The organism is Providencia sp. PROV141 (genome assembly GCF_028481645.1).
GTDB lineage: Bacteria > Pseudomonadota > Gammaproteobacteria > Enterobacterales > Enterobacteriaceae > Providencia > Providencia rettgeri.
Genome location: NZ_JAMPPR010000026.1, coordinates 81,385 through 99,875, shown reverse-complemented (window position 1 = coordinate 99,875; position 18,491 = coordinate 81,385). Strand labels below are relative to the sequence as shown.

Sequence of the window (18,491 nt, the reverse complement as noted above, 5' to 3'; positions counted from 1 at the left end):
ATTACTTTATTATTTAAATCAATAAGTTATTTTAATAATTATGTTTTTACTAATAATAATGAATATCATTTTTGTTTGTATTATGCCTATAATCTGCAAAAAATAAAGTCGTGAGGCAGAATATGAGCAGTATGACGGGTCAGTTAGAGCGCCCGATTTTCCGTCCACTAGGCGGTTTGGTTTTAAGTTGTCTTTTCCATGGAACACTGGCAATCATTTTTATCGGATGGTTTACCTCTTCAATTCCTAAGACTGGGGTATTACCACCCGCTATCTCGTTGCAGCTGGGTGTTTATCAGCTTGAACAGCAGGCTGAGCCTGAAATCAATCATGCCCCTAAACAACAAATGACGACACGTGAGGAATCATTGCCTGAAGTTGTTGAAAAGGTGGATAAATTACCTGAAACTGCGATCGTAGATAATGGCACATTGACGAAAGTCAGTGAGAAAAAACGACCACCGAAAAAGAAAATTCCACAAGAGAAAAAAGTCATCGAAGAAGCACCTGTTACCATGCAGGAGTCGACGGTAACTTCCGCCCCTGCATCAGGGAGCGAATCCAGTAGTAGTGCGAATTTTTCCAGTAATGCGTCTGCGGCAGTGAGTGGGCACCAAGGTTGGCAAAGTGAGGTTCATCAGCGGATAGCCAAAACCAAACGCTATCCACGTGCAGCACTGCGTTTCCGCTTAACTGGGGTCTCTCATATTCGTGTGGTTTTGGACAAGAAAGGTGAGGTTATTGCTGCCAGTTTATTGAATTCATCCGGTACGAAAATACTGGATAAAGAAGCCTTGGCAACCATTTCACGTGCTGCGCCTTTTCCTGTGCCACCAGAGACATTACTAGTCGATGGCCGGGTCGAGTTTATTGCGCCAATCGTGTTCGACACAACCTCTATTTAAATTCAACTCAATAGCCCTTTTTAGGGCTATTTATCAGATGAGTTTGGCTTATTTTTTGGGGCAGGCCGTTTAGGGCGATAAGGTCGAGGTTCTTTCTTTCGTTTCAAACGTGCTGGCTTAGCAGCTGGTGTCCCTTTGTTCTCTTGCTTGCCATCTTCATTACTGTTTTCATCTCCATTATCATCTTGATTTTCCTCTGTATTAACGACAAGTGGAGGTGCTTGCTTGTGGCCTTTCTTTTTCTTTAAACGCAGTAATGTATTCGCTAAAACGAAACCAATACACAAAGAAAGTAGAATAAAAATTCGTAATACATTGGTACTGTTATCTGCTTGTTGAATTTCGGCTGAAAGGAGCTCTGTATCAATCGTCAAGCGTAAATAGCCTTTTGGCTCTTTTGTACCTTGGATGGGAACAACAAGCTGGTATTGAAAGTTTTGTAGTGATGAGCTGTCATCTATGGCGAGCCGTTCTTTTACCGTGGTAGGCTCTCCGACTTGAGTGACCAATGTGCCGCTAGCGGTATAAATACTGGCATCTAAAATATACCTATCTTTCACCACGTTATTTAAATTGGCATTAATGCGCTCTAAGTTAAAATCTTTACTGCCTGGAACAATATAATCAGATAAGCTGAAGGCGACTTGTTCAGCAAGAACATAAGTCAATTGTTTAAATTGCTCAATTCTGCCTTGGTTTTGGCTATTTCCTAAATAAGAAATACCATGCATCAGTAAGGTTACCAGCGCAACGCAGATAACGATAATCACTGTTTTGTGGAGCCTAAAGGTAAGTTTCATTGCTTTATTGGTGCTCTCGACTTATTTTGAGTATAAAAATGTCGTTATACTTCAGGTAGTATGGGATTATCTTCAGTTTTAGCAGTAAACACATAAGGTCACAAAGCCTTAAAATTGAGTATAGTGGCTTCGTTCGGCTGCTCGCAACTTATCATTATAAAAAAGTTTTTTCGATTACAGGAGCTAATTTTCATGTCAACGAGTTTGACCTATTGTTATCTACCCGACGAAATCCAAAAATGGCCGGGGTTGCCATTGTCGTTAAGTGGTGAAGAAGTGATGCCATTGGATTATCGTGCAGGTGACAGTGGGTGGTTACTATATGGCCGCGGCTTAGATAAAGCGCGGATCAGTAATTTTCAACAGCGATTAGGGATCGCTATCGTAATTGTCTCCTCGTGGCGTATTGATGACTACCAAGTGGTCAGAATTGCCGGGAGTATTACACCTCGAATTAAAAAACTCGCTGACGAATGTTTATTAGATGTGGTGCCATTAGGGCAAATACCACGTTTGCGTTCACCGGGCCTATTACTGATGGATATGGACTCGACAGCCATTCAGATTGAATGTATCGATGAAATTGCCCGCTTAGCAGGGGTGGGAGAGCAGGTTGCAGAAGTGACTGAGCGAGCCATGCTAGGGGAACTCGATTTTACGGAAAGTTTACGAGCAAGAGTTAGCTTACTTGAAGGCGCTGATGCCGCTATTCTTGACCAAGTGATGGAAACATTGCCTTTAATGCCGGGCTTAACGAACCTCGTACGTAAGTTACAAGCGATGAATTGGCACATTGCGATAGCATCTGGTGGCTTTACTTTCTTTGCTAATAACTTGCAACAGCGTTTGAAACTTGTGGCGGCGGTTGCTAATCAACTTGAAGTCAAAAATGGCAAGTTAACGGGCAAAGTTAAAGGCCCAATTGTAGATGCGAAATATAAAGCGCAAACCTTGGTTAAATTGGCTGAAAAACTGGAAATTCCAATTGAGCAAACTGTTGCCATCGGTGACGGTGCAAATGACCTGAAGATGATCCGTAAAGCGGGGCTGGGTATTGCGTATCATGCGAAACCAAAGGTGTATGCAAGGGCGAAGGTCGCTATTCGTCATGCAGATCTGATGGGGGTGATGTGTGTGTTGAGCGGGGGCCTCAAACACGAAGAACGCTAAATATTCTTCATATTTCGTGCTGTGGCGGTGTTGGCCGCACTCGGCTGCTTGGGTCACATACTTGTGTATGCTCCCCAAGACATCCTCTTTTGCCGCCTAGCCACAACCCGAACTATTTTGAATATTGATATCGATATTTTATGGTTTGTGCTGTGGCGGTGTTGGCCGCACTTAATCACCCTAGTCACATACTGATGTATGCTCCTAGAGCTTAGCTTTACTTGCCGCCTTGCTACAACACCATCCATTTAGAATATTAAGCTAAATTAGTATTCAAAATTTTAAGAAAATTTAGTGTGCTGTGGTTCGTCGGTTGTAATACAGAATAATTTTAAGAGGAGTTTGCTGTGGCAAAAGGGGTTAAAAGAGCGTTTGTCTGTAATGATTGCGGGGCAGATTATCCACGTTGGCAAGGGCAATGCAGTGCGTGCCATGCATGGAATACCATTACGGAAGTGCGTCTGGCCTCAACAAGCTCTTCATCGCGTACTGACCGATTAACGGGCTATGCAGGAAATGCGGCTGGGGTCAGTAAGGTTCAGAAATTATCTGAAATCAGCCTCGAAGAACTGCCTCGTTTTACTACAGGGTTTAAAGAGTTTGACCGTGTGCTCGGTGGCGGAGTCGTACCTGGTAGCGCCATCCTCATTGGAGGGAACCCGGGAGCGGGTAAAAGTACCTTATTGCTACAAACCATGTGCTTGTTATCGCGTGAAATGAAAACCTTGTATGTGACAGGGGAAGAGTCTCTTCAACAAGTGGCGATGCGAGCCCACCGTTTAGGGCTACCGACTGACTCACTCAATATGTTGTCAGAAACCAGTATTGAGCAAATTTGCTTAACTGCGGAGCAAGAACAGCCCAAACTGATGGTGATTGACTCTATCCAAGTGATGCATATGGCCGATATTCAATCATCACCGGGTAGCGTGGCACAAGTGAGGGAAACCGCGGCTTATCTTACCCGTTTTGCGAAAACGCGCGGAGTGGCCATCATTATGGTCGGTCACGTCACCAAAGATGGCTCATTGGCAGGGCCAAAAGTCCTCGAACATTGTATTGACTGCTCTATTATGCTAGATGGCGATGCGGATAACCGCTTCCGTACCTTACGTAGCCATAAGAACCGTTTCGGGGCGGTCAATGAATTAGGCGTGTTTGCCATGACAGAACAAGGGCTCAAAGAAGTGAGTAACCCCTCAGCAATCTTCTTAAGCCGTGGTGATGAAATCACATCAGGTAGCTCGGTAATGGTAGTTTGGGAGGGGACAAGACCGCTGCTGGTGGAAATCCAAGCGCTCGTTGACCATTCTATGATGTCGAATCCACGGCGTGTTGCGGTCGGGCTTGAACAAAACCGTTTAGCCATTTTATTGGCCGTATTACACCGCCACGGCGGTTTACAAATGTCAGACCAAGACGTTTTTGTTAACGTCGTGGGAGGCGTTAAAGTCACAGAAACTAGTGCTGACTTAGCATTGTTGCTTTCCCTCGTTTCCAGTTTCCGTGACCGCCCATTACCTCGCGATCTGGTGGTATTTGGTGAAGTTGGGCTCGCAGGGGAAATTCGTCCAGTTCCAAGTGGGCAAGAACGTATCTCTGAAGCAGCAAAACATGGTTTTAAACGCGCTATAGTGCCTCATGCGAATATGCCCAAAAAATCACCACCCGACATGAAAGTGTATGGTGTGAAGAAATTAGCAGACGCATTAAGTATTTTGGATGAGTTATAAGCTTTTAATTTAGGGTAAAAGGAAAATACATGGCTGAATTTGACTATCTTAAAAACGCAATTAAACGGGCGGGTTACACACTCCAGCAAGTTGCGGATGCGACAGATATGACCAAAGGCTATCTCAGCCAGTTGATTAACGACAAAATTAAAAGCCCCAGCGCACAAAAGATTGCCGCCCTTCATCGCTTTTTAGGTCTTGAATACCCCAACCAACAAAAAACGATTGGGGTAGTGTTCGGCAAATTTTATCCATTACATACTGGGCATATTTATTTGATTCAACGGGCGTGCAGCCAAGTGGATGAACTTCACGTTATTCTCTGCCATGATGAGCCCCGTGATAAGGACTTGTTTGTTAACAGTTCTATGTCTCAACAGCCCACAGTAAGTGACCGTTTACGGTGGTTATTACAAACCTTTAAATATCAAAAAAATATTCATATTCACTCATTTGATGAAAATGGCATAGAGCCGTATCCACACGGTTGGGAAGTGTGGAGTGACGGAATGAAAGGCTTTTTGAAAAAGCATAATATTAACCCAAGTTTTATTTATTCAGGGGAAGCGAATGACGCTCCGCGCTATAAAAAATACTTAGGTATCGAAACTATTTTGATTGACCCTGAACGTACGTTTATGAATATTAGCGGTAACCAAATTCGCCAAGCGCCGTTTCGTTATTGGGAATATATCCCAACAGAAGTCAAACCCTTCTTTGTGCGTAAAGTCGCCATTCTTGGTGGGGAGTCAAGTGGTAAATCGACGTTAGTCAATAAGTTAGCGAATATTTTCAATACATCCAGCGCATGGGAATATGGCCGTGATTATGTGTTTAGCCACTTAGGTGGTGATGAGATGGCTTTGCAATATTCTGACTACGACAAAATTGCATTAGGGCATGCGCAGTACATTGATTTCGCAGTGAAATATGCAAATAAAGTCGCATTTATTGATACCGACTTTGTCACGACTCAAGCCTTTTGTTTGCGCTATGAAGGCAAAGAGCATCCATTTGTTCAGGCATTGATAGACGAATACCGATTCGATTTGGTAATAGTTTTAGAGAATAACACCCCTTGGGTGGCAGATGGTTTAAGAAGCTTGGGGAGCGATAAGGACCGAAAAGCTTTCCAAGACTTATTGATTGAAATGCTTAAGAAAAACAATATTGAATTTGTACGTGTGGAATCCTCTGATTACGATACGCGTTTCTTAGAGTGTGTCACCCTCGTTCAGCAGTTATTGATGTTAGATGATTTATAAAATTATCCAATAAAAACGGCATCATTAGGTGCCATTTTTATTTTACTACACTCTATTACGCTATCTATCCCTTAAATAATTTGGATTATAGGTAGGCGGCAAGGGAGTGAGTCCCTAGGAGCATACATTAGTATGTGACTAGGGCTCACGAGCGCAGCCAACACCGCTATAATCCGAAATTATGACAGGGATTTATTTGGTCATACGCTTATACTTCATCCGATGCGGCTGCAGTGCTTCCGCGCCTAACGTCCGTTTTTTGTAATCTTCATATTCAGAGAAGTTACCTTCGAAGAACGTAATATTACCTTCGTCTTGGTAATCAATGATATGGGTTGCAATACGGTCAAGGAACCAACGGTCATGGGAAATAACCATGGCGCAGCCCGGGAACTCTAACAGGGCGTTTTCCAACGCACGTAAAGTTTCTACGTCGAGGTCGTTGGTTGGTTCATCGAGTAACAGTACGTTACCGCCCACTTGCAGTAGTTTAGCTAAGTGTAAACGGCCGCGTTCACCACCTGATAACTCACCAACGCGTTTACCTTGATCAACGCCTTTAAAGTTAAAGCGGCCCACATAGGCACGGCTTGGAATTTCAAAGTTACCAATACGCATGATATCTTGGCCGTTAGAAATTTCTTCCCAGACAGTTTTGCTGTCATCCATCGCATCACGGAACTGGTCAACAGAAGCAATTTTTACGGTATCACCTAACGTGATTGAGCCTGAATCCGGTTGCTCTTGGCCTGAAATCATACGGAACAGGGTGGATTTACCCGCACCGTTAGGGCCGATAATCCCGACTATTGCCCCTTTTGGAATTGAAAAATTCAGGTTATCAATCAGAACGCGGTCACCATAAGATTTACTTAGGTTTTCAACCTCGATAACTTTATCCCCTAAACGCGGTCCAGGTGGAATAAACAGTTCGCTAGTTTCGTTACGTTTTTGATATTCAACGCTATTGAGTTCTTCAAAGCGAGCCAAACGCGCTTTACCTTTAGCTTGACGGCCTTTTGGATTTTGGCGGATCCACTCAAGTTCTTTCTCGATAGACTTACGGCGAGCGGCTTCTGTAGAGGCTTCTTGTGCCAAACGCTCATCTTTTTGCTCAAGCCAAGAAGAGTAGTTACCTTCCCAAGGAATACCTTCACCACGGTCAAGTTCGAGGATCCAACCCGCAACGTTATCTAAGAAGTAACGGTCATGCGTGATAGCCACAACAGTCCCTTCGTAGTCGTGTAAGAAACGCTCTAACCAAGCAACAGACTCAGCATCTAAGTGGTTGGTTGGCTCATCGAGCAGTAGCATATCGGGTTTTTCGAGCAGTAAGCGGCAAATTGCCACACGACGGCGTTCACCCCCAGAGAGGTTTTCAATTTTAGCATCCCAAGCTGGCAGGCGAAGTGCATCCGCCGCACGCTCTAATTGGTTATCTAAATTATGACCATCTTGCGCTGAAATAATCGCTTCTAACTCGCCTTGCTCTTTCGCGAGTTTATCGAAGTCTGCACCTTCTTCCGCATAAGCCGCATAAACTTCGTCTAAACGAGTTAATGCATTTTTCACTTCGCTAACCGCTTCTTCAACGGCTTCACGGACAGTATGCTCAAGATTTAACTTAGGTTCTTGCGGAAGATAACCGATTTTCAAACCAGGTTGTGGGCGTGCTTCACCTTCGATATCGGTATCAATACCCGCCATAATACGCAGTAATGTTGATTTACCTGCACCATTAAGACCTAAAACACCGATCTTAGCCCCCGGAAAGAAGCTCAGAGAGATATTTTTTAAAATATGACGTTTCGGTGGAACAATTTTTCCAACCCGATACATACTATAAACGTATTGAGCCAATTTATTTACCTTTTGATTTATAAAGGGAATTTTAATTTTCTGTTTCTATGCAGTAGGAATACATGACCTACTGCGATTGGATAAACAACAATAAATATTTTGGTATGAACTATACCTGATTGCGTATGTGATGGTCTAGGCTATCTGCGTTAACTCGAGAGTAAAAACCTAATAAATATAAAGTAAAAGACTGTAAAGTCGAAAAATTCAAGAACTCTCCGCTGTTACTAAATAAAAACTTTCGGTAGCATTAACATTATTGATATATGTTTAATATACGTGTAATCCTTCAAGTTGTAGCGCTAGGCTAGTCGAGCCACATAGTTTATCTATGCTCTCCGTCTATCTTCGCTTGTCGCCTACCTGCAACTCGAATTATTTGGGGTATATATAGGTTAAGGTTTTCCTGTATTTTGACTTTAGTTTAGCGATGGAGCGAGTGAATATGAAAGGTTGGTTATCGGCAGTACCTGTAACAATGTTGCTGGTTTCCAGCACTGTATGGGCGGATTCCTTACAGGCACAGCGGGAGCGTTATCAAGCAATTAAGGTTGCATGGGATGCCAATAAAATGGATGAAGTCGAGCGCTTGCTACCGACCTTGCATGATTATCCACTTTACCCTTATCTCGCTTATCGTGAGCTAACTCGAGACTTAGATATTGTATCACCTCGCCAAGTTCAGGAGTTTATTAATACTTACTCGACACTACCCGTTGCTAAAAATTTAAAAACTCGATTTGTGAATGAGTTAGCTCGTCGTCAAGAGTGGAAATCATTGCTGGAGTTTAGCCCTGAAGCTCCTAAACCCGCAGAAGCACAATGTAATTTTTATTTTGCTAATTGGGCTGTGGGAAATAAACAAGTTGCTTGGCAAGGGGCAGAAAAAGCCTGGCTAAATGGCCGTTCAATGCCGAGTGCTTGTGATAAGTTATTTAATGAATGGGAAAAAGCGGGTTATTTAACCCCTGAAATGACTCTTGAGCGCATTAATTTAGCCATAAAAGAGGGCAATACCTCGATTGCGAGTTATTTAGCTAAACGCTTGCCACCAAGTTATAAAACGATTGGTGATGCGTTAGTGAAATTACAAAATGACCCGGCCTCAGTCGTGACATTCGCCAAAACGATGACGCCAACGGATTTTACTCGCCAAGCCACCATCGCGGCTTTTAGTCGTTATGCACGTCAATCTCCTGATGCGGCTCGTACGGTACTTAATAGCATAAGTTCTGCACAAAAAATGAACATGGCAGAAAAGCAATTACTTAAAGACAGTATTGCTTGGCAATATATGGGAGATGTGACCCCTGAGCAGGCCCAATGGCGTGATGAGACCATTCAAGAAAGCAATTCATCTTCATTGAAAGAGCGTCGTGTTCGTTTGGCATTAGGGGCTGGCGATAAGAAAGGTGTCGCTTCATGGTTAAATCGCTTACCAGCGGAAGTGAAAAATAAAGAAGAATGGCAATATTGGCAGGCTATCACGTTAATTGATGCAGGTAAAAAAGCAGAAGGTGAGGCGTTACTTCGCCAATTAACAGAAAAACGCGGTTTCTACCCAATGGTTGCAGCACAGGTCTTAGAAGTTGATTACCCTGTGTATGTTAAAGCGGCGGTTAAGCCAGACTCAAGTGTCAGTCAACTCCCAGAAGTTCAGCGTGTTAGAGAGTTAATGTATTGGGAGCTAGACAACCTTGCTCGTTCGGAATGGGTGAGTTTAGTGGCATCGCTACCTGCCAACCAGCAAGAGCAATTAGCGCGTTATGCGTTTGATAATCAGTGGGCTGATCTCAGCGTGCAGGCGACTATCACCGCTAAACTTTGGGATCACCTAGAAGAACGTTTCCCATTAGCGTGGGATAAAGAATTCAATTTATATACCAAATCGAAAGATATTCAAAAGAGCTATGCAATGGCAATCGCTCGCCAAGAAAGTGCGTGGAATCCACAAGCTCGTTCACCTGTCGGAGCAACAGGTTTGATGCAATTGATGCCAGCAACAGCAAAACATACCGCGCAAAAACAAGGTATTAACTACGTAAATGCTAGTCAATTAACTAATCCCACGACCAATATTGAGCTGGGAACAGCATATCTGGAAGATGTTTATCAGCAGTTTGGTAATAACCGCATTTTAGCTAGTGCAGCTTATAATGCAGGCCCATCTCGTGTGACTCGTTGGTTAGGCAATAGTGGTGGGCGTATTGATGCAGTCGCATTTGTGGAAAGTATCCCGTTCTCAGAAACTCGCGGCTATGTGAAAAACGTGTTGTCATATGACTTATTCTATCGGCACTTTATGGGGCAGAAAAATAGTAAGGTGCTGCTTTCTAATGAGTGGAATATGAAATACTAATTCGCGTCATCCTTCGCACTGTAGCGGTGTTGGCTGCACTCGCTAGCCCTAGTCACATACTTATGTATGCTCCTAGGGCCTAGCTCTTTTGCCGCCTTGCTACAGCACGAATGCTTTAGCGTGTTGGTGGGTATGGGAAATGTTTATTTCTAACTTTCCACATCGGTCGATTAGATATTATTCAAACTATCTAAAGCGTTATTAGCTAACTAAATGAAATTTGGTTATTTTTTGTATTATTGAAGCTTGAAAAGCGTTTGGTTGATGATTTCTAATAAGAGTGTGTTATTATTTGTACTAGTTAAATAGTATGAGTGGATAAACGATGACAGCAAATCAACACCAAGATCCGGCTCTAACAGCCGATGAGAACGCTGACTGGCTGCGCTTTGTGAATTTATTACAATTGGCATTTGAACAAGATATTCATTTGCCAGTTCTTCAGTTATTACTCACGCCAGATGAGCGTACAGCGTTAGCGACTCGCGTTAAAATTGTGCAAGAACTGATGCGCGGCGAAATGAGCCAAAGAGAACTGAAAAATGAGCTCGGCGTGGGAATTGCGACTATCACTCGAGGTTCGAATAGTTTGAAATCAGCGCCTATTCCTGTGAAGGAGTGGTTGGAGCAACAACTCCTCTAAAATATTCGTCATACTTCGTACTGTGACGTTGTTGACTGCTCTCGGCTACTCGGGTCACATACTTATGTATGCTCCCCGAGCTATCCTCGTTGGTCGCCTAGTCATAGCACGAATTATTTAGAATATAAATACGCGTCATATTTCAAATTGTAGGGGTGTTGGCTGCGTTTGCTAACCCTAGTCACAGACTTGTGTATGCTCCTAGGGCTTAGCGTCACTTGCCGCCTACCTACAATTCGAACTATTTAGCGTATTGGTATCTGTCATATTTCAAATAAATAGACACAAAAAAAGTATGGTTTCCCATACTTTAGTGTGAAAAGAGTGGTGTTTAATCGCACATGCAATTTTAATTATTTTAAGTATAATTAATCTTCTACTTGGTTTAGCTCTTTATAAATTTCATGCTTAATGGGAACCAAGGCCAATATCAAGGCTTGTTGGTAAACACTGGTGCGAGTTAATACCCCGTCAGTGAAAAAACCAATGGCACCACCTTGTTGTTTGATATTATCGATGCCTGTTAAAAAGGCCATTTCATCACCGAGTTCACGGCCTTCACGAATACCCGCCAGAATTTTTTCTGGGATCATAATACTGGCAGAGCGAGATTCACCGCGTATTTGCTTATGCTCAATCACTATCCAAGCAAATGTCATATCGTCTTCGATACCCGCTTCAATACCAACCCAAAAATCCGCTTCAGGGCGAACTTGTCGAGAGGCCATGACGCGCTGTCTAGCCCCAGTACGGGTTTCATTATTACCGATAGGTTGCTGTGGAACGCTGCTATCGACATTAATATCTTCAATTTGATAACTGCCAGCCCCAAAAACAGCATCGAAAGCAAGATGGATCGCTTTAATTTTGGCAGGATTAGTCGTTGCAGCTATAACTTGGTACATTAATTATTTTCCTTTGAACACATACTTCGAAAAGTAATAACGGAACACATCTATGTTACAGGTTTATCTTGTTCGCCATGGCGAAACTGAATGGAATTTAGCTCGTCGCATCCAGGGACAATCCGATAGCCCTCTGACCGCCACTGGACGACTGCAAGCAAGGCAGGTGGCTGAGAGGATAAAGTCAGAAGGCATTACCCATATTATCACTAGTGATATGGGACGCACACTGGAAACTGCACAAATAATTGCAAGTGTATGCGGGTGTGAAATTACCACAGAACCGCGTCTACGTGAACTAAATATGGGCGTTCTTGAGCAAAGAGCAATAGAGTCGTTAACGCCAGAGGAAGAACAGTGGCGTAAAAGCTTAATTGATGGCACTCGTGGAGGACGAATTCCAGAGGGTGAATCGATGGAGGAGCTATATACACGCATGTTTGCAGCACTAAACAGTTGTTTAGATTTGCCTGAAGGGAGTCGCCCACTGATTGTTAGTCATGGCATTGCGTTAAGTACGTTAATTAGCCGTATTATGGGGGTTCCTGCCTATTCAGAACGTCGCTTACGTTTACGTAATTGTTCTCTATCTCGTGTTGATTACCAAAACAGCCCATGGTTAGCGAATGGCTGGATAGTTGAAACAGCTGGTGAGGTGACACACTTGTCGCAGCCTGCTCTCGATGAACAGCAAGGTTAACGATTTAGAAAAAGGAGTTTCAACAAACTGAAACTCCTCTACTTTAAGGTGTTGCGGTCGAACCTGTTTTGATTGGGACATAATAATCAAAGGTATCGATATGTGTTTTTGGGTCATCATTTTCTGGGGTGATATGACGTAAATCGATATTTTTTAATCGATAATGTTCGATGTCATAACCAGGACGACGTGTTAAATTCAGCTTAGGCAGATATACACCATAAATTTGGTATAAAAACTCTTGTAATGCATCTCGAGTTGGTGTGCCGTTGAACGAAAATTTAACATAATGACCACTTGGCAACGTTAAACTTGTGTATTGGTCAGTGTTAAAACTTGCATCTTCGGGTCTTACCGCAGTGGTATAAAACACCGTTTGTTCATCTTCTTTTTCTGGATTATGAATGGCATGGTGCAAGCCAAAAACTTCTGACGCAATAGTCGTCGTATTATCCAAATAGTAGTGCCAAAATGTCTGGCGCATTTGCGAACAGGCCGTTGACCACTCTTCTAACGCATAAGAACAACTTTGTTCCAAGCCAACCAGCTCTTGCGCTGGCATTTGCAAGAATTCATGTTCAATATTCGTGTGATTATCTAAAATAATCGGTGGGCAAATTCCTGCTGCACACCATTCTTCACTTCGGCGGTAAAAAGCAGGGGTTAGGTTAAATTGCTTTTTAAAGGCTCGAGTAAAAGTTTGTTGCGAATCAAAACGATACTGTAACGCAATATCAAGAATTGGTCGGCTGGTTAGCCGCAATGCCACAGCTGCACGAGAAAGCCTTCTGGCTCGAATATAAGCACCAATCGCTTGGTCAGTCACCTCTTTGAACATTCGTTGTAAATGCCATTTAGAGTAGCCAGCTTTTGCTGCAACATTATCCAGTGAGAGTGGTTTGTCTAGGTTGTCATCTATCCAGCGAAGCAAGTCGCGAATAATATTAGTTTGATCCATGTATATCCCCAGCCAATGCGACTTATAGAACAGATATAATCTATCAATGAATTGCTATTCTATATCAAGTTATCTTTTTCGTTTATAGTAAATGAGTTGTATTTGATAATTAGTTAAGAAAGTGAATAATAAGTCTCGTTTTACTACGAAGTTTTACCGATTTTTAGTTGAATAGGGAATTCAGTATGCGTCGTTCCAGATTAAAAAATATCGTACTTGCAGCATTATTATCAGTGTTGCCGGGCATCACATTTGCTGAAGAAATTGGTTCAGTCGATACTGTTTTTAAAATTTTCGGCCCTGACCATAAAATTGTCGTTGAAGCATTTGATGACCCCGATGTTGAGAATGTGACTTGTTATTTAAGCCGTTCAAAAACAGGGGGAATCAAAGGTGGCTTAGGTTTAGCAGAAGATACTTCTGATGCTGCAATTTCATGCCAGCAAGTTGGGCCGATTGAGTTAAATGACCGTGTCAAACGCAAACCAACGAAAGGGCAGGTTGTTTTTCAAAAACGAACATCTTTAGTTTTCAAGAAATTGCAAGTTGTACGCTTTTACGATCCAAAACGTAATGCATTAATTTATTTGACTTATTCAGATAAGATGATCGATGGTTCACCAAAGAATGCGCTAAGTGCAGTACCGATTATGCCTTGGTGATCACAAAAACAGTTGAGCCGCTATACTCGCAATAAAAATCACTCGCAAATAAAAAATCCGTTGCCCGAAAGACAACGGATTTCGATAACTAGTAAATAATTAGCTTTCTAATTATTCGTCTAAGTCACCACAGAAACGATAGCCTTCACCGTGGATGGTAGCGATAATTTCTGGTGTGTCAGGTGTCGATTCAAAATGTTTACGAATACGACGGATCGTGACGTCAACAGTTCTGTCGTGTGGTTTTAATTCACGGCCAGTCATTTTTTTCAGCAGGTCTGCACGAGTCTGAATTTTTCCTGGGTTTTCACAGAAATGCAGCATCGCACGGAATTCACTACGGGGTAATTTGTAGTGCTCACCCGCAGGGCTGACTAATGAACGGCTGTTGATGTCTAATTCCCAACCATTAAACTTATAGCTTTCCACTAAACGACGCTCTTCCGTACCACCCGCTAAATTCATTGTACGGGACAGTAAATTGCGTGCACGAATAGTCAGTTCGCGTGGGTTAAATGGTTTAGTGATATAGTCATCAGCACCAATTTCAAGGCCAAGGATTTTATCGACTTCGTTATCACGTCCTGTTAGGAACATTAACGCAATGCTTTCTTGCTCACGAAGCTCACGAGCAAGTAATAAACCGTTTTTACCTGGTAAATTAATATCCATGATGACTAAATTGATGTCGTGCTCAGAGAGAACGTTATTCATCTCTTCGCCATCAGTTGCCTCATGAACCACATAGCCTTCCGCTTCAAAGATGCTTTTAAGCGTATTGCGTGTGACAATTTCATCTTCAACAATCAAAATGTGTGGGGTCTGCATAGTTGCTACCTAAAGTATTAAAATAAAAATACTGAACTCACAAGCCGTTTCCAGTTAGGTGGTTATTGATATTGTTCTCTGGAAAAAAACGTTTATGAGTATAAATTTGTTATGAAATTCAACAGTGACATTATGTTGCCATTTTAGGCAAAAGACTTTAACTGCAAGTCAAAATATAAGCACTTTCCCAATATTGTACTGTTAACAGCAATATAACAGCTAATACTGCATTTACCACCTAAAAAACTAACTTTTGTTGATACATATCAAAATCAATTGTAGCACGTTAACAAAAATTGTTAGGTAGATAATTATATAAATTAATGCGGTGTTTAGGAATCAGATAGCGTCTAAAAAAGGGGAGTAGTTGATGCATAGGGTATGCTTCGGCTTGGTATCAATGAATATAGTCTTCAATGAGTTAAATATACCATTATAAATAATGTTTAATTTGTGACTTACCTCCAATTTTGAAATGTTATTTTGCTACAGAAAAAGGTTAAAAATTTATCTTTCTAGAGATAACGGAGTGTAAATATTTAATTTGTAATTTTTTATTTCATTTAGTTAGGAGAAATACTTATTTTGTTTTGATGTGACTGTATTTTAACAATTCCATAGCATTTGTTTATAATTTAAACGAATGAAAAAATCATAAAATTAAGTATCAATACTTACTTGTGTAATCTGTTGTCATTGGTGCTCATGTATTGATGAACATGGGGTAAATGATAAAAAATATAGCTGCTAAATGCATCGATTAAGTGGGTCATTGTTGTTCATTTTTTCATTTTGATTTTCTTCACAAGAAATCGCTAAAAGCTATCTGCCTTGTCTATTTAATAGACAATTTCATTTCTTATTAGGTAAAAAATTATTTAACTTAAAATTTAAGTTTTTTTGGTTTTTAACACCATTATTGGGGTGATAGGTATCTTTTTGTGAATGTGTTTTTCGCGCTGATAGATAATTTATCAAATAAAAAAAGAGTTTTAAAAGGGATGTTTTGCAAATAAATTTGACAAAATATACCAATTGCTTTAACCGTATAGGGAGAAACTTAAAAGAATCTAAGAGACAGACAGAATCTATGCGTAATATCAGCCTGACTATTATTATTACCACCACCACCGTAACCACAGGAAACGGGGCGGGCTGACGCATCCAAAAAATAAAAATGAAAAAGCCCGCATACTTAACCGATGCGGGCTTTTTTTTGGTGTTAATTCAGGAGAGAAATACCATGCGTGTGCTTAAATTTGGCGGTACTTCGGTTGCAAATGACGAACGAGTACTGAATGTTGCTGACATCGCTGAAAGTAAACTAGCAGATGGACAAGTGGCTTTGGTGTTATCCGCGCCAGCAAAAATCACTAACCATCTGGTTGCTATGATTGAAAAAACGGTTGCAGGACAAGATGTCATCACGCATGTTAATGATGCTGAAATGATTTTTGCTAACCTTTTAAAAGGATTAAAAGAAAAACAACCCGGTTTTGAGTATGACCGATTAAAAAAACTGACAGAGCAAGAATTCGCACAAATCAAACAAGTACTGCATGGTATTACTCTTCTCGGACAATGTCCGGACAGCATTAACGCAGCAATTATCTGCCGTGGTGAGAAACTTTCTATCGCCATTATGGAGTCGGTGCTAAAAGCACGCGGCCGTAATGTGACTGTAATTAACCCAGTAGAGAGCTTACTCGCGAAAGGCCATTACCTTGAGTCTACCGTTGATATAAATGAGTCAACAAAACGAATTGCTGATTTAAATATACCGAAAGATCATTTTGTCTTAATGGCGGGCTTCACCGCAGGTAATGACAAAGGTGAATTAGTGGTATTAGGTCGTAATGGGTCTGATTATTCAGCTGCAGTTTTAGCGGCATGCTTACGGGCTGATTGTTGTGAAATCTGGACTGATGTTGATGGGGTTTATACTTGTGACCCGCGTTTAGTACCCGATGCACGTCTGTTGAAAGGTATGTCATATCAGGAGGCTATGGAGTTATCCTACTTTGGTGCCAAAGTTCTCCACCCCCGCACCATCGCCCCAATTGCTCAATTCCAAATCCCTTGCCTGATAAAAAATACCACTAACTTAAGCGCTCCGGGGACTTTAATTGGTGATGGCCAAACTGACGATAGCACACCAGTGAAAGGGATCACCAACCTGAATAACATGGCGATGATTAACGTATCTGGCCCCGGTATGAAGGGAATGGTGGGTATGGCTGCACGCATTTTTTCAGTCATGTCTCGTAAAGGGATCTCGGTCGTCCTGATCACACAGTCTTCATCAGAATATAGTATTAGCTTTTGTGTCCCGCAAAATGAATTAGTGAGAGCACGTGCCGCACTGGAAGAAGAGTTTTACCTAGAGCTGAAAGATGGCGTACTTGATCCTCTGGATGTGATGGAGCAGTTGGCGATTATTTCAGTTGTGGGTGACGGTATGCGCACGCTGAAAGGCATTTCAGCGCGTTTCTTCTCCGCTTTAACTCGCGGTAACATTAACATTGTCGCTATCGCACAGGGGTCTTCCGAACGCTCTATTTCCGCCGTTATTGCCAATGAGTCTGCGACAACAGCGGTACGCTTATGTCACCAAATGCTATTTAATGCTGAACAGGTTATTGAAGCCTTTATCATTGGTGTTGGTGGCGTTGGTAATGCATTAATTGAGCAAATTCATCGCCAGCAACAATGGTTAAAACAAAAGCATATTGATTTACGTGTATGTGGTATTGCTAATTCACGGGCAATGTTAACGGATATGCAAGGGATTGATTTAGATAACTGGAAAGCGGAGCTAGCGGAAGCGAAAGAGCCATTTAGTTTAAGCCGTTTAATTCGCTTAGAGCGTGAATACCATTTCTTGAACCCTGTCATTATTGACTGTACATCAAATCAGGAAATTGCAGAGCAGTATGTCAATTTCTTGAAAGATGGTTTTAATGTGGTCACACCGAATAAAAAAGCCAATACTTTGTCGATGGATTACTACCATCAGTTACGTGTAGCAAGTGAAACATCGAAACGTAAATTCCTCTATGACACTAACGTAGGCGCGGGCTTGCCGGTTATTGAGAACCTGCAAAATTTATTGAATGCAGGAGATGAACTGGTTCATTTCAGCGGAATTTTATCCGGTTCTTTATCATTCATCTTTGGTAAGTTAGACGAAGGCATGTCTTTATCCGAAGCTACAACACTCGCTAAAGAAAAAGGTTTTACGGAACCAGACCCTCGTGATGATTTATCCGGTATGGATGTGGCGCGTAAATTATTAATTTTAGCGCGTGAAGCGGGTTATAATTTAGAATTGCAAGATATTGAAATTGAACCTGTTTTACCTGTTGATTTTGATAGCAATGGTTCTGTTCCTGAGTTTATGGCACGTTTACCACAACTGGATGCACAATTTGCACAGCGCATAAAAGCCGCAGAAGCGGAAGAAAAAGTGTTACGCTATGTTGGGCTGATTGAAGAAGGGCGCTGCCAAGTGAAAATCGTTGCCGTAGATGGCAATGACCCACTCTTCAAGGTTAAAAATGGTGAAAATGCACTGGCTTTCTATACACGCTATTACCAACCAATTCCTTTAGTATTAAGAGGTTATGGCGCAGGTAATGATGTTACTGCGGCTGGTGTATTTGCGGATATGCTGCGCACCCTTTCATGGAAATTGGGAGTTTAA

Annotated in this window: 15 protein-coding genes and 1 other annotated feature; of the genes, 10 read left to right on the top strand and 5 right to left on the bottom strand. The window is 41.9% G+C overall.

All coding sequences use genetic code 11. The features are described from left to right. The first annotated feature begins 122 nt into the window (after positions 1–122). A complete protein-coding gene (locus tag PSF09_RS18115; protein WP_272684273.1) occupies positions 123–905 on the top strand; it encodes an energy transducer TonB in 783 nt (260 codons plus the stop codon). A 26-nt stretch (positions 906–931) separates the two neighbouring features. Here the strand turns inward: PSF09_RS18115 and PSF09_RS18110 are convergent, their stop codons facing one another. Continuing rightward, entirely contained in the window at positions 932–1,675 is a 744-nt protein-coding gene (locus PSF09_RS18110) for an AhpA/YtjB family protein (RefSeq protein ID WP_419182220.1), read from the bottom strand. A 222-nt stretch (positions 1,676–1,897) separates the two neighbouring features. On the opposite strand from PSF09_RS18110, the gene serB reads away from it, so the two are divergent. From serB to nadR, 3 genes are all read left to right on the top strand, one after another. Further along, positions 1,898–2,875 carry a phosphoserine phosphatase gene (serB, locus tag PSF09_RS18105; RefSeq protein WP_004914755.1) on the top strand — a complete coding sequence of 326 codons (978 nt, stop codon included), beginning with the start codon at positions 1,898–1,900 and terminating at the stop codon, positions 2,873–2,875. 347 nt (positions 2,876–3,222) lie between these two features. After that, the gene (radA, locus tag PSF09_RS18100) at positions 3,223–4,608 is read left to right on the top strand and encodes a DNA repair protein RadA (protein ID WP_004914753.1); all 1,386 of its coding nucleotides are present in this window, start codon (positions 3,223–3,225) and stop codon (positions 4,606–4,608) included. Between the two features lie 29 nt (positions 4,609–4,637). Beyond that, positions 4,638–5,873, top strand: a complete 1,236-nt coding sequence (gene nadR, locus PSF09_RS18095; RefSeq protein ID WP_210838172.1) for a multifunctional transcriptional regulator/nicotinamide-nucleotide adenylyltransferase/ribosylnicotinamide kinase NadR — start codon at positions 4,638–4,640, stop codon at positions 5,871–5,873. 192 nt (positions 5,874–6,065) lie between these two features. On the opposite strand, the gene ettA is transcribed toward nadR, so the two are convergent. Beyond that, a complete protein-coding gene (gene ettA, locus PSF09_RS18090) occupies positions 6,066–7,733 on the bottom strand; it encodes an energy-dependent translational throttle protein EttA (protein ID WP_004914750.1) in 1,668 nt (555 codons plus the stop codon). 445 nt (positions 7,734–8,178) lie between these two features. Here ettA and sltY point away from each other — a divergent pair, with 445 nt between their 5' ends. Both sltY and trpR read left to right on the top strand, forming a co-directional pair. Further along, positions 8,179–10,092 carry a murein transglycosylase gene (gene sltY, locus PSF09_RS18085; RefSeq protein WP_272684271.1) on the top strand — a complete coding sequence of 638 codons (1,914 nt, stop codon included), beginning with the start codon at positions 8,179–8,181 and terminating at the stop codon, positions 10,090–10,092. Positions 10,093–10,417: 325 nt separating this feature from the next. Beyond that, positions 10,418–10,735: a trp operon repressor gene (gene trpR / locus PSF09_RS18080; protein ID WP_004914745.1), complete on the top strand. Its 318-nt coding sequence runs from the start codon at positions 10,418–10,420 to the stop codon at positions 10,733–10,735. 368 nt (positions 10,736–11,103) lie between these two features. Here the strand turns inward: trpR and yjjX are convergent, their stop codons facing one another. Beyond that, positions 11,104–11,640: an inosine/xanthosine triphosphatase gene (gene yjjX, locus PSF09_RS18075; protein ID WP_004914743.1), complete on the bottom strand. Its 537-nt coding sequence runs from the start codon at positions 11,638–11,640 to the stop codon at positions 11,104–11,106. Positions 11,641–11,692: 52 nt separating this feature from the next. On the opposite strand from yjjX, the gene gpmB reads away from it, so the two are divergent. Then, complete coding sequence (gene gpmB, locus PSF09_RS18070; protein WP_102138956.1) at positions 11,693–12,340, top strand: 2,3-diphosphoglycerate-dependent phosphoglycerate mutase GpmB; 648 nt, start codon at positions 11,693–11,695, stop codon at positions 12,338–12,340. A gap of 43 nt (positions 12,341–12,383) precedes the next feature. Here the strand turns inward: gpmB and robA are convergent, their stop codons facing one another. After that, a complete protein-coding gene (gene robA, locus PSF09_RS18065; RefSeq protein ID WP_004914738.1) occupies positions 12,384–13,298 on the bottom strand; it encodes an MDR efflux pump AcrAB transcriptional activator RobA in 915 nt (304 codons plus the stop codon). 185 nt (positions 13,299–13,483) lie between these two features. On the opposite strand from robA, the gene creA reads away from it, so the two are divergent. Then, complete coding sequence (gene creA, locus PSF09_RS18060; protein ID WP_004914737.1) at positions 13,484–13,960, top strand: protein CreA; 477 nt, start codon at positions 13,484–13,486, stop codon at positions 13,958–13,960. A 111-nt stretch (positions 13,961–14,071) separates the two neighbouring features. On the opposite strand, the gene arcA is transcribed toward creA, so the two are convergent. Then, the gene (gene arcA / locus PSF09_RS18055) at positions 14,072–14,788 is read right to left on the bottom strand and encodes a two-component system response regulator ArcA (protein WP_004905684.1); all 717 of its coding nucleotides are present in this window, start codon (positions 14,786–14,788) and stop codon (positions 14,072–14,074) included. Positions 14,789–15,878: 1,090 nt separating this feature from the next. On the opposite strand from arcA, the gene thrL reads away from it, so the two are divergent. After that, positions 15,879–15,947: a thr operon leader peptide gene (gene thrL, locus PSF09_RS20455; RefSeq protein ID WP_071548816.1), complete on the top strand. Its 69-nt coding sequence runs from the start codon at positions 15,879–15,881 to the stop codon at positions 15,945–15,947. Beyond that, positions 15,886–16,007: a sequence feature (Thr leader region), on the top strand. It overlaps the preceding gene by 62 nt. Before the next feature lie 24 nt (positions 16,008–16,031). Further along, positions 16,032–18,491 carry a bifunctional aspartate kinase/homoserine dehydrogenase I gene (gene thrA / locus PSF09_RS18050; RefSeq protein ID WP_272665637.1) on the top strand — a complete coding sequence of 820 codons (2,460 nt, stop codon included), beginning with the start codon at positions 16,032–16,034 and terminating at the stop codon, positions 18,489–18,491.

What these genes read in the sequence shown, in the direction of transcription:
- thrA (WP_272665637.1), top strand. Translation starts at nt 16,032, where the DNA reads ATGCGTGTGCTTAAATTTGGCGGTACTTCGGTTGCAAATGACGAACGA.
- nadR (WP_210838172.1), top strand. Translation starts at nt 4,638, where the DNA reads ATGGCTGAATTTGACTATCTTAAAAACGCAATTAAACGGGCGGGTTAC.
- trpR (WP_004914745.1), top strand. Translation starts at nt 10,418, where the DNA reads ATGACAGCAAATCAACACCAAGATCCGGCTCTAACAGCCGATGAGAAC.
- serB (WP_004914755.1), top strand. Translation starts at nt 1,898, where the DNA reads ATGTCAACGAGTTTGACCTATTGTTATCTACCCGACGAAATCCAAAAA.
- robA (WP_004914738.1), bottom strand. Translation starts at nt 13,298, where the DNA reads ATGGATCAAACTAATATTATTCGCGACTTGCTTCGCTGGATAGATGAC.
- PSF09_RS18115 (WP_272684273.1), top strand. Translation starts at nt 123, where the DNA reads ATGAGCAGTATGACGGGTCAGTTAGAGCGCCCGATTTTCCGTCCACTA.
- gpmB (WP_102138956.1), top strand. Translation starts at nt 11,693, where the DNA reads ATGTTACAGGTTTATCTTGTTCGCCATGGCGAAACTGAATGGAATTTA.
- yjjX (WP_004914743.1), bottom strand. Translation starts at nt 11,640, where the DNA reads ATGTACCAAGTTATAGCTGCAACGACTAATCCTGCCAAAATTAAAGCG.
- arcA (WP_004905684.1), bottom strand. Translation starts at nt 14,788, where the DNA reads ATGCAGACCCCACACATTTTGATTGTTGAAGATGAAATTGTCACACGC.
- creA (WP_004914737.1), top strand. Translation starts at nt 13,484, where the DNA reads ATGCGTCGTTCCAGATTAAAAAATATCGTACTTGCAGCATTATTATCA.
- sltY (WP_272684271.1), top strand. Translation starts at nt 8,179, where the DNA reads ATGAAAGGTTGGTTATCGGCAGTACCTGTAACAATGTTGCTGGTTTCC.